Source organism: Synechococcus sp. R6-7, from assembly GCF_047461695.1.
Classification (GTDB): Bacteria; Cyanobacteriota; Cyanobacteriia; order Thermostichales; family Thermostichaceae; genus Thermostichus.
In genome coordinates this window covers 1-11,095 of the sequence record NZ_JANSHS010000038.1, presented here as the reverse complement: position 1 = coordinate 11,095, position 11,095 = coordinate 1, and the positions used below count along the sequence as shown (strand labels likewise).

Here is an 11,095-nt window from a genome sequence, read left to right as displayed (position 1 = left end):
CAGCAGTGTTCAGCGTAAATGTATCAGACGCGACAGGCACTGAACACTCTGGAAGTGTTTGTTAGCGTTTCGTAGGTCTTTCGGAGCGGTCATCAGTACCCCGTTGAGCAGCCAGAAATTGTTAAGCTTAACGCACGGATGGCAGTATCCGGCCATGCCCCGAGTGACAACTGCTGACGATCTGCTGACAGAATATGCCTCTGGCGAGCGCAACTTTCAAGAATCCAACCTGGTGGGGGTGGACTTGGTGCGCTCCAACTTGCAAGGGGTGAATCTGAGAGGGGCCAACCTCTCCTTTGGCAAGCTGAGTGGCATTAACCTGCAGGAAGCCGATTTGCGCGGCGCCGATCTCAGCTCGGCCAACTTGATGGGGGCCAACCTCCGCGGGGCCAATCTTTGGGAAGCCAACTTGATCGGCGCGGATCTCAGCTTTGCCGACTTGCGGGAAGCCAACTTGCACGGTGCCTACCTTTGGGAAGCCAAGCTAACCCGTGCACAACTGCAGGGAGCCGATCTGAGCGGGGCAAAAATCGGCGGAGCAGTGCTGACCGGCGCTGACCTCAGCGGAGCCACCCTACCCGACGGGAGTGTGCGGGCTTGAGCCACCCCCCCAGCAGACAAGGCAGAATGGAACTGTTGCGACGGGATCCCTGATGTTACTGCTGTTCAACCTGGTCTTGACACTGCTGCTGGCTGTGGGAGTGGCAGTCCTGGCCGGACAAAACCCCACCACCCTGACCGTACATTTCTTAATGTGGCGCTCGGTGGAGCTGCCTTTGGGATTTCTCATCGCCGTGGCCGTCGGCCTGGGCCTGTTGACGGTGGGGCTGGGCTCTCTCCTCTGGCCTGGGCGCAGCTTTTCTGCCACCGCCCGCCAATTACAAGAGCGGGTGCGCCAACTGGAAATGCAGGATCAACCGCCCCAATAACGGCCAATTCCCAAAGGGATCCCCCTGCTTTCTGGCTTTGGCTCAACAGCTTCGATCCCCTGCAATTCTACCTGCAATTCTATAGTTGACTTGACAATCTTATCGCTGGCCCTAGGGAAAGCATGCTGGAATGGCCCACCGATGCGAGACTGGGCGTAAGCTGAGAAAGGATCCCTTCGCCGTCTGCTTGATCAGTGCGTATCTCCAACCGTAACCATGGCTTATTTCCAACCTACTTCCCCGGATAGCTCTCCCCAAGACCCACGGGCCCTGCGCAAAGCCCTGCGCGGATCCAGCACCTACTTTGCCAAGGGATTTGAAGAACACAAGGATCAGGCTCAACTGGAGCTGCAAACCACCTACAAAAGCCCCCTTGTGGAGCAAATCCGTGCCCAGTCCTACCGCTATCAGCGGGGCGACATTACCATTCACCTGGCCAGGGCCTTTGGCTTTTGCTGGGGCGTGGAACGGGCGGTGGAATATGCTTATGAAGCGCGGCGACGCTTTCCGGATCGGCAACTGTGGATCACCAACGAGATCATCCACAACCCTCTGGTAAACCAGCACCTGAAGGAGATGGGGATCCGCTTTGTGGAGAAAGGCCCAGACGGCAAGAAGGACTTCTCTCAGATCCGGCCCCAAGATGTGGTGATTTGGCCTGCTTTTGGGGCAAGTGCCTCGGAAATGGCGTTTTTTCGGTCGCAGGGCAATGAGATTGTCGATACCACCTGCCCCTGGGTTTCCCGCGTGTGGAACCAAGTGGACAAGCACCGCGCGGCTCAATTCACCTCTGTCATCCACGGCAAGTACAACCACGAGGAAACCGTAGCCACCAGCTCCTTTGCCGAAAAATATCTGGTGGTGCTGAACCTGGAAGAAGCAGAATGGGTCGCCCGCTACATTTTGCAGGGCGGAGATGCGGCAGAATTTCGGCGGCGCTTTGGCAAGGCCACTTCCCCCGGTTTTGATCCGGATCGCGATCTGGAGCGGATCGGCATCGCCAACCAAACCACCATGCTAGAGGGGGAGACCCGCGCCATTGCTAAGCTGTTTGAGACCACCATGCTGCGCAAATATGGCCCCCAGGAGTTAGACAACCACTTCATGAGCTTCAACACCATCTGCAATGCCACCCAAGAGCGGCAGGATGCCATGTTCGAGCTGCTGGAGCAACCTTTGGATGTCGTGGTGGTGATCGGGGGGTTTAATTCCTCGAATACCACCCACTTGCAGGAAATTGCCCTGGCCAAAGGCCTGCCCTCCTTCCATATCGATGGCCCCGACTGCATCCAACCCAACAACCGCATCCGTCACAAGCCTCTTCACCAAGACCCGACGGTTACCGAAGGGTGGCTACCCGATGGGCCGGTGCAAATCGGCATTACCTCCGGTGCCTCTACCCCAGACCGCGTTGTTGAAGAGGTGATTCAACGCATCTTCGCTCTACGTGAAGAACCCCGGCGGATCCCTGCCTAGGGATCCCTTCCCTCTCCCTCTTGAGCGTGCTCAACACCCTTTTTCAGGTTTATCCTCCCTTGCTGGGCTGGACGCTGCTGGGTTTTTTTCTCCAGAAGGGGCTGCCTGGCGGCTGGAAGCGTTGGCTGGATCCCCACGCCTTGGGGCGATTCATGTTTTGGGTGGGAGTGCCCCTCAGCATTGTTGGGTTTATGCAGGGGGTGGATCTGTCGGGCCAAATCTGGGTCGCCCCTCTGATCTGTTGGCTGTCGGTGGGGCTGGGGTTTGCCTTGACCAGCGCTTGGCTGTGGTGGCAGCGCCACAACTGTTGGAGCAGTGCCCAGCAGGGCAGCTTTCACCTAACCGCCACCCTGGGGAACACCGGGTATTTGGGCTATCCCATCTGTCTGGCTGTGGCCGGAAGGGCTTACTTTGGCTGGGCCCTGTTCTACGATCTGCTGGGCACTCTGTTCATGGCCTACGGGTTTGGCGTGTGGGTGGCCAGCCGCCACGGCAGTTCCCATGCTCAGCCTTGGCAGGTGGGCCTCCACATTCTGCGCACCCCTGCCCTCTGGTCGTTTGCGATGGGCCTGCTGCTGACGCGCGAACCTCTGCCGGGTTGGCTCTCTCAAGCGTTGGCGGCTTTTGCTTGGAGCATGATCCCGCTCAGTTTGATGATTTTGGGGATGCGGCTGGCCCAGGTGAAGCGCTGGGGATCCTTTCTTGCCGCCGGAGTGGCCCTCTTGATCAAAATTGTGATTGTGCCGCTCTTGGTGGGAATCGGCCTTGCCTTCACCCCCTACCCGCCTCTGGCCAAGCTGGTGCTGGTCCTGCAGAGCGGTATGCCCCCCGCCATCGCCACCCTGGTGCTCACGGAAGAATACGACTTGGATCGGGAAATTACCGTAACTGCCTTGGCCGTGGGGTACTTGGCCGCCTTGCTGACCTTGCCCCTCTGGCTGGGACTCTGGGGATCCTAATAGGCCAGGTGAGACAAGGTTTGCTCGAGGTAGCTATGCACCAGTTGATCCAGCTCTGCTTCCTGAGTGGGCAACTCCCGGCCCTGGAGCCATCCCCGAAAACCCGAGCTTTCCACAATGGCCTGCCGCAATGGCTTCCAAACTGCTTGCGTGCGCAGTACTGTGAGGGCCTCTGGCTCGCTGGAGTGCTCCGCACCGCTGTTGCGAGCGTGAACGGAGCTGAGAGCAGGATTGGTCATGAGAGGAAGGTGAGTAGGAGTGATTCACCCTCAGAATAGCTTGGATCCCAGTTGGCTTTGGCTCTCTGGGATACAAATCTCCCCCTCTGTTCTGAACAAGCCTTCTCTCAATCGCTCAGGCAAAACCAATCCATCACCATCAACCAACTGGCGCAAGAGGCCCAGGGATCCCTAAACAAACAGTTGGCTGCGCTGCTCGACCCGCAAAGTTGGCCCCAAGGCATTGAGAAGAGAGACGCCGTAGCTGCGGGCAATGATGCGGCTATCCAAAATGGCCACCCATCGGGTGGATGAGCTGGAATCTTCTCCCGAATCAGAGCTTTGCCGCAGAGGCGCAACAGCCCGTTGCAACTGGGCAGCAGCCACCGGCAAAAGGTACTGACGGAACCAGTCCTGCTGGGTGCGTTGCAGATATTGCACCCGTCCGGCCACCCTTGGGTCTTCCACAGAAGGGAAAGGCAAAGTGGTGATCACCATCAGTTCCGGGCGAGGCAAGCCGGCCTTGTGGTGTAGCCAGTAGGGCCAGTCGCAGACCAAAATGCCCTTTTCGCCCGGAAAAGGGCTGTTTACCCGCACCCGCGAGCCGAATTCGGCAGCCAAAGCCGCTCCCACCTGTGCCTGCAGAGGTTGATCCGACACCAACACCACCACAAAGCCTTGCGCTTGAGGGATCAGCTTTTTCAGCTCTTGCAGCAGGTGATCCCGAAATAGAGGGCTGTTGGGCAAGGGCAGGCGCGGCAAGTAGAGGGACAGCTCCGCCCCGCCGGAACGGGGCCAACCCTCGCCTGAGGCAAACCGCAACGGCGTCAGATCCGGCAAGCCCAACCGTCGCCGGTAGGTTTCCGCCTGGCGATCCAGATCCAGCGCTTCCCCGATAATCACCACCGGCTGTGTGGCCCAAATGGGGGCCAACCAATCCTGCAGAGCCGTCGGGCTGTGGTGAAGGGTGAGGCGACCGGTTTCTCGGTCGGTTTCGGCCCACCAAATCCATTTGGAGACGGGATCCCCCTCAGAGCTGAGCCGCTGGCGGATTTGATCCCAGGGATCCGGCAGCCAGCCGGGGTAGCCTGTCACCAAAGACAGCACAGCATCCAGGTGAACCTGTTCATCCGCATGAAGCAGACAGCGGGAAAGAGGCCGCCGCAAAAGCTGCAGGGACAAATTGACCTGAACCTGGGAGAGCTGCTCCGCCTCGGCAGGGAAGATTTGCCGGAGCTGTTGCCAATGGCTGGCTTCCAGGGTCACCGTCAGCACCTGGTAGGCCCAATCTTCCAGGTCTTCGGCTCCATCCAGGATCAAAGGGATCCCTGTCGGCACTTGCGAGGATCCCTTTCTCAAGCGAGCTTGCAGCCAATCCAGGGGATCCACCAACAGCAACCCCTGGAAATCGGGATCCGGCCAACGGTCTTTTTGCAGGACGGGCTTATGCAACTGCAGGGTGTGCTGTAGCCAGGGGATCTCTTCCCCCAAAATTTGCGCCTGCACAGGAGCTGTAGCGCAGAGCAAGGTGGGGTTGGGCCACATCAGGGCCGGCAGCAGATAACTGAGGCGGTGCTGACCCCCAGCAGGCACCTGGATCAAGGTGCTGCGACCCAACCGCAACCCTCGCGCCACCATGCGAGCCATCGTCAACTGGTGGGGCCACAGGGCTTCGGGAGACTGCCGCAAAAGCTGCCGCAACTGTTGGTGGACTTCAACCTCAATCACAGTTCAGTACGCCGGGGGTCTGCCACAGACGGTAGGGTGAACTAGCCTATTCTAGGGTAGAGAAGAAAACCAAAGCCCATCTCTGGGGTGAGCGATGTCTCTTCTAGCTGCTGTTTCCACAGAGGGCCAACCCGTTGCACAGACGGGATCCCTGCTTCTAGACCGCTCCGGGTGGGGCCGCTTGCGCATGAAGGGATCCCCAGGCTTGGACTATCTGCACAACCAAAGCACCCAAAATCTGAAGGCCCTCCAGCCAGGGCAGGGGGCCGACACGGTTTTCGTGACCCCCACCGCTGGCATCCTGGATCTGGCCACGGTGTACGCGGGAGAAGAAGACTGCTGGATCTGGACTTCGCCCCAGCGGCGCAGCCTGCTGATGCAGAGTTTGGGGCGTATGCTGCCTTTGGTGCGGGGAGCAGAGTTGAAAGATGAGACGGACCAGACCTTTGGTTTTGGGTTGCTCGGCCCCCAGAGTCAGGCTCTCCTGGAGCAAGTGGTGAGCTCAGAAGAGATTCCGACCAGGCTCAATGAGCACTGCGCCGTGGAGATCCAGGGGATCCCTGTCCATCTGGCTTGTGGCACGGGTCTTGCCCAGCCGGGGTTTACCCTCTGGGGCACCATTGACCAGAAAGTCGCTCTTGAAGAATGCTTGCTCCAAGCCGGAGCCAAGCTGGCCCCACCTGAGCTGTGGGAAGTCCTCCGCCTAGAAGCGGGTCGCCCCGCCGCCGACCGAGAGCTGACCTCAGACTACAACCCCCTAGAAGCCGGCCTGTGGCGAGCTGTTTCCCTTGACAAAGGTTGCTACGTTGGCCAGGAAGTCTTGGCCAAGCAGGTAACCTACCGGCGCATTCGGCAAACTTTGTGGGGGATCCGCCTTCAAGGAGAAGCTCGTCCTGGCACAGAGATTTTGCGGCAGGGGGAAAAGATTGGTTTACTGACCAGCGCGGGCTTGACTTCGCAAGGGTACCTGGGATTGGGATACGTGCGCACTAAATTCAATCCTGCCGAGGGGCTGGAAGTTGAAGTCGGCTCAGCGCCGGGAGTCCTGACCCGAATGCCGTTTTCCAGCTTCCCGCCTATTGTCTAGCATTATTTTTGCGGCAGAAAGCTCTCCTGCTTTGTAGAGAGAAAATGGGCAAAGGATTAAGAACTTACCAGTCAAAGTGGCGGCGAAAGCGGGGATCCCGTCGATCCTTTTTGCGTCGGTTGCAGGTTTTGCACAACGTTTGCAGATTGCTGATGTCGTTGCTGCCCCCTTGGGCAATGGGGATGATGTGATCGATCTGAAGCTGAACCTCTGGGGGCGACTTTCCGCAACCGCGACAACGGAAGCCGTCTCTTTGGAAAACATACTCCCGCACGGCTGCTGGAATTAAAATCCTTTCGCCGGATTTTCTTTCTTTCATCATTATTCATCCATACTGCGAAGATCGTCCAGTGGAGACTTTTCATCTAGAGGTTCTAATATCTCTTGGTCGGGTTCTTTTATCAGAAATTCAGGATTGTCAGGATAAAAGTCAATCGTAACTTCTACTCTTACTTTTACTCTACCGGTCTGCCAACCGTTAGTTTTAGGAGAAAGAATCAAGCATGGAACTCCTTTATCGAAAAAATGAACCTGATCTTCATAGGGAATACCTGTTTGTATCTCAAACGAACTCAAGTAACTGTCTAGTCCTCTTCCCATTTGGTCAAACTCCAGGAAATAAGAATTGATAGAATCGCAAAGCTCGGAAATCATGTAGACTTTCTGATTATTGTTCTCGTTGATAAAAGTGATAACTCCGTCTCGCAGTTGGCTAAGATTAATGGATGTTTTTGTCATCTTATCGACCTCAAGACATAGAGACAACTTGAACAGCCCGTAAATCATCCAGTATAGAATCCTCTAGTTTTCTGGGAGCGCTATCTCCAGAATCTCTATATGGGTCATCAGGAACAAACTCGAGATAAACTTTGACTGATATCTTGCCAGAGATCCACGACTTTCTGGGCTGTAAGACTCTAGATTCTATTCCATCCACGAGCATTTTAATGTCCGCATAAACCTTTCTTGATTTAAGGTAACCGTTTGTCCGTAAAGTATCTGAAAGAAGGTAATTAATAATTGCACTATGCAATCTACTTGGAAGGTAGACTTGATCACCAATTCCAACGACAGTTTCCCTATCATCTGACCTAAAAACTATCGGATCGACCACGGCATTGTCTCCTATTGCTAACAGACTTTACTGACTGACATCTCCCCGAATGTCATCCAAAGGCGATCTACTGCTCCCTGATCCCGTTTCTTCTGGCTCAAACTCAACCACTAGTCTCATCCTAACTCTACCAGCAATCCACGGTGAGCCAGGACGTAAGAGTTTAGCAGGAATTCCTTTCACGTTAGTTATTCCGTTCAAGTTGCTCCATAGAATCGAGACTCCCTTTTCGCTAAGTTTGCTGGATAAGTAGGATCTGATACTCTCATAAACAATCTCTGAGTACACCTGAGCAAACTCTTGCGAGTAGATTAGGCGTCCTCCTATATCAATGACAGTATTTTGGAAAATATCTAGCTCAACAAAGCACTCCTGAGATTGATCATTACTTGACACTTGCCCAACCCCCTCTATGTCTCTCTGGCTTGGGCTAGCTCTCACTTTCGCGAAGGTCATCCAGAGGGGATCCACTGCTGCTCTCTGAGCCTGTATCCTCTGGCTCAAACTCTACAATGATCCGCAATCTGACTCTGCCTTTTTCCCAATCCTTCTTGCCTGGCACCAAGAGTTGACAAGCAAGTCCCTGCCCAAACCACTTCGCTTCTTGCAACAATTTTTCTTCTGGCTTGGGAGCAAGAAGGCTACTGGCAATGTTGAGCAAGTCTTCCGGCGGCAGGATCCCTGAAGATCTCAAGGCCGCAATGAACAAGCGATGCAGCTCTTCTTTCTTGGTCAAGTCCTCTTGGGCTGCTTTGACCAAGTTGGCAACCTTGAAAGTTTTCTCCCTTACAGAGAGGATCCCTTCTGGGTGCTGCTGTAGAGGTATCGATTTGGATCCCATGACTTTATCTGGATCAAGTGAAAGGCCAAAAACAAAGACAAGCCGCTCTATCTCAAATCATCGAGAATGCTATCCAACTCTGGAAAACTCTCGTCTATGGGTGTAGAACGACCAAGAGCGACTGCTTCGCTTGCATTGCTGTCACCTACTTGCTGTTCAGGAAGACTTGCCAAAATTTGAACTGACTCACCAACAGAGGAAGGTTCAGGACGAGTAATCAAGGGCAGCATCTCACGATTGAGGCCCAAAGCTTGCAAGCAGAGGTTGATCCCAGAAACAGCTTGGTTGTACTTGTCTATGCTTGCCTCCAGTTCTTTCAGCCGCTGTTGGTTAAGCGCAATTTTCTCTTCAGCCTCTTTTCTGAGAGTTGCTTCCATGAACTGCTTTGCTTCTGGGTACTTTTGCAAAATCTCATCGGCTACTTGCTTGGCAACCGGCAATAGCTGAGTTTTTAGAGTATTGTTGGTCTCTTGTCGGAAGCTAGAACGCACTGTCTGGTTAATTTTCGGCTCGAAGTCAAGCTTAAGTAATTGTCGGATTCCAGGCTCTGCGTCGCGAATAGCAGAGATGTCATAAGATTGGCTGGTTTGCTTTAGGACTTCTCGAAACTGGTAGATCGAGAATGTTCCTTCGTCGTAGAAGCGGGGACTTTCTCTGAGGTAGCGGTCGCACTCTTTTCGGGCACCATTGACAAGAGAACTCAAAGTTACCTCCTTAACCAAAAGAAGCTTTTTCTCCAAGTCCCCATCGGATCCCAGTAGGCGAAACAACTGCCTGTAGTAGCTCGAGCTGCGAACTTCATCAACAAGGCGACGAAAGAAGTTCTCTACAAGCGTGCTGGCTGATTCTACCAGGATGTCCTCTAGATGGTTGGACAAATAATAAAAGGCTTCGACCAATACAGCTAAGAATGGAGCTGTGGAGTTGCGGGGACGAATGCGAACGGCTTGACTGTAAACATTGTCCAACGAAAAAGTATCCAAAAGCTCATCTAGCCTCCGTACCATCCTAGCCTGCAATTTACGGAAATCGTTCTCAAATTCTTTGTTTTCTCCGTTAATAACTTTATTGACTACTGTCTGGATATGCTCGTCAAACTCTCGGCCAATACTGGCTAGCTGCTGATTGATCAGCGTCAGCTCATAGGAAATCATGCTGTCAATCTCTTTGGGCTGGCTATCAATGTCTCGGTAGAGATCTAGATAGGACTTCCTCATCTCGATGCAGAGAGGTTGCAAATCATCGGCCAGCGCGGAAAATAGCTGTGGCCGCTTTTCTTCCGTTAAATAACGAGTGATCCCAGCTCGAAAGTCCTCGATGCCGCTATCTTTGATCATGTAGTCAATCAGAGGCTTTCCCCACTCCCTCAGAATCCGAACGTAGTTATTTATTGGTGTATCATACCCATGTACAGAAGGGCGGAACGGGGATCCAACTAGCCTACCCGACGTGCAGTACTTATTAAACTCGCTGACAAACTGGGGCGTTTCTTCCTCACCACCCAATTCTTTGATGCTTTCTGAAAAAATCGTATCCAGTCCAAATCGATCCTCGGGGGTAGTTGCCTTGATCTGGGAACCATAGAAGCCGAGAAGGCCGCTTGTCTTAAATACGCGGAGTTGACGAAACTGCTGGTCGATAATGTTTTCTAGTCTCTGCTTTAGTTGTGCGTTGTACCAAGTCTCGTCAATCCGGTTAAATACATAGAAGACCCGATCCCTGATGCTATCATTACTTTGAATATGCTCAATAAGCTCTGTCTCTTCCTTGGTCAGCTCACCCGTTGCAGCACACTTGAGAACGCAAACAACTGCGGACGTATCCGGATCGGCAATTTTTCGATAAGTACGCTCTGCATCCGCTTTGACTGGAGCATCGATCCCAGGAGTATCGACAATAACGTTTCCATCTTCCAGCAAGGGGTGGTGGCAATAGTATTCCACCTTTCGCAAAACTGCGCTATTGGCGCCGCGCCGGGCAAAACCCGCAGCTTCTCTTAAGTTGCCGAAGTTGAGCTGCTCCATTGAGAAAACTTTGTTCTCGGTAGGGTGAATTTTGTCCCGGTTCTGCTGGAAACCTGTAATCAACAAGCGGAGGGCATCCGCCTGCTTTGCCCGCTCTGACTTGCTTTTGCCTCCCTCCTGCTGAATAATAGCCTCAGCACGCTCCTTCAGGGGATTCAGTGCAGTGTCTTCCAGCCTGCTGAGTGACGGAGCCAAGTTTAGGAAAGCGCAGAAGGCGGTCATCTGTTCTTGCACTTCCTGCTCGCTGAGAAAAGTGAGCACTACCCTCTCCGCATTTGGCTCTGCGTAGGCGATGTAGCACTCTGTCCCTGTGGCGTGCCCTTCGGCGCTGTAGAGAAGCTCTCTTTCTAAGAGGGCATTGATTAGCATAGACTTGCCAGCACTGAAAGCACCGGCAAAGACAATCTCGAAGGTTGGAGAAATAGCTTTGCTGAGGGAAGCTTGAATCCGAGTGGTATCTTGCTTGCCTGAAAAAGTGGAATCCTGATGCCAGAGTTGCAGGATAGCTTCAACCTGCTCTTTCAAGTTCTCACACTGAGGCAGGAGCTTTACAGACATAAGAGAGCGATCTCCACAGAGGCTGCCGGGATTATAACTTGCCTATGCTTGAGGTGAGGATTCCTACAACAATTTTCTTCAGTCCCGGAGCTGTGTGGCTATATGTGCATACACGTGAAGAGAGAAGAGCAGAACTGATACATTTACGCTGAACACTGCTG

At 53.8% G+C, this 11,095-nt stretch carries 13 protein-coding genes; 5 read left to right on the top strand and 8 right to left on the bottom strand.

Features of this window, described 5'->3' with window-relative positions:
* The first annotated feature begins 154 nt into the window (after positions 1 to 154).
* The 4 genes from NW815_RS01650 to NW815_RS01635 all read left to right on the top strand — a co-directional run bounded on the left by NW815_RS01650 (position 155) and on the right by NW815_RS01635 (position 3,364).
* Positions 155 to 601, top strand: a complete 447-nt coding sequence (locus tag NW815_RS01650; RefSeq protein WP_414388750.1) for a pentapeptide repeat-containing protein — start codon at positions 155 to 157, stop codon at positions 599 to 601.
* 52 nt (positions 602 to 653) lie between these two features.
* Positions 654 to 929, top strand: coding sequence for a lipopolysaccharide assembly protein LapA domain-containing protein (locus NW815_RS01645; protein ID WP_414357966.1), 276 nt, complete (start codon positions 654 to 656; stop codon positions 927 to 929).
* 216 nt (positions 930 to 1,145) lie between these two features.
* A complete protein-coding gene (locus tag NW815_RS01640) occupies positions 1,146 to 2,405 on the top strand; it encodes a 4-hydroxy-3-methylbut-2-enyl diphosphate reductase (protein ID WP_414388748.1) in 1,260 nt (419 codons plus the stop codon).
* A 26-nt stretch (positions 2,406 to 2,431) separates the two neighbouring features.
* Positions 2,432 to 3,364 (top strand): AEC family transporter, encoded by a 933-nt coding sequence (locus NW815_RS01635; RefSeq protein WP_414388747.1) that lies wholly within the window; start codon positions 2,432 to 2,434, stop codon positions 3,362 to 3,364.
* Here NW815_RS01635 and NW815_RS01630 read toward each other — a convergent pair.
* Entirely contained in the window at positions 3,361 to 3,603 is a 243-nt protein-coding gene (locus NW815_RS01630; protein WP_414388745.1) for a hypothetical protein, read from the bottom strand. The two genes, NW815_RS01635 and NW815_RS01630, sit on opposite strands and share 4 nt — an antisense overlap.
* A 171-nt stretch (positions 3,604 to 3,774) precedes the next feature.
* On the bottom strand, positions 3,775 to 5,310 hold the full coding sequence (locus NW815_RS01625; RefSeq protein WP_414388743.1) for a helicase C-terminal domain-containing protein: 1,536 nt from the start codon (positions 5,308 to 5,310) through the stop codon (positions 3,775 to 3,777).
* Between the two features lie 94 nt (positions 5,311 to 5,404).
* On the opposite strand from NW815_RS01625, the gene NW815_RS01620 reads away from it, so the two are divergent.
* Positions 5,405 to 6,397, top strand: a complete 993-nt coding sequence (locus NW815_RS01620; RefSeq protein WP_414388741.1) for a YgfZ/GcvT domain-containing protein — start codon at positions 5,405 to 5,407, stop codon at positions 6,395 to 6,397.
* A 64-nt stretch (positions 6,398 to 6,461) separates the two neighbouring features.
* On the opposite strand, the gene NW815_RS01615 is transcribed toward NW815_RS01620, so the two are convergent.
* The 6 genes from NW815_RS01615 to NW815_RS01590 are packed head-to-tail and all read right to left on the bottom strand — an operon-like array spanning position 6,462 to position 10,901.
* Positions 6,462 to 6,671: an HNH endonuclease gene (locus NW815_RS01615; protein ID WP_240530472.1), complete on the bottom strand. Its 210-nt coding sequence runs from the start codon at positions 6,669 to 6,671 to the stop codon at positions 6,462 to 6,464.
* Positions 6,672 to 6,718: 47 nt separating this feature from the next.
* A complete protein-coding gene (locus NW815_RS01610) occupies positions 6,719 to 7,135 on the bottom strand; it encodes a KGK domain-containing protein (RefSeq protein WP_414388739.1) in 417 nt (138 codons plus the stop codon).
* A gap of 10 nt (positions 7,136 to 7,145) precedes the next feature.
* Positions 7,146 to 7,511 carry a KGK domain-containing protein gene (locus tag NW815_RS01605; protein ID WP_414388738.1) on the bottom strand — a complete coding sequence of 122 codons (366 nt, stop codon included), beginning with the start codon at positions 7,509 to 7,511 and terminating at the stop codon, positions 7,146 to 7,148.
* 27 nt (positions 7,512 to 7,538) lie between these two features.
* Positions 7,539 to 7,967: a KGK domain-containing protein gene (locus NW815_RS01600; protein ID WP_414388737.1), complete on the bottom strand. Its 429-nt coding sequence runs from the start codon at positions 7,965 to 7,967 to the stop codon at positions 7,539 to 7,541.
* Positions 7,942 to 8,352: a KGK domain-containing protein gene (locus tag NW815_RS01595; protein ID WP_011430011.1), complete on the bottom strand. Its 411-nt coding sequence runs from the start codon at positions 8,350 to 8,352 to the stop codon at positions 7,942 to 7,944. Before NW815_RS01595 ends, NW815_RS01600 begins: the two co-directional genes overlap by 26 nt.
* Positions 8,353 to 8,399: 47 nt before the next feature.
* Positions 8,400 to 10,901, bottom strand: coding sequence for a dynamin family protein (locus NW815_RS01590; RefSeq protein ID WP_414388736.1), 2,502 nt, complete (start codon positions 10,899 to 10,901; stop codon positions 8,400 to 8,402).
* Positions 10,902 to 11,095 lie beyond the last annotated feature (194 nt).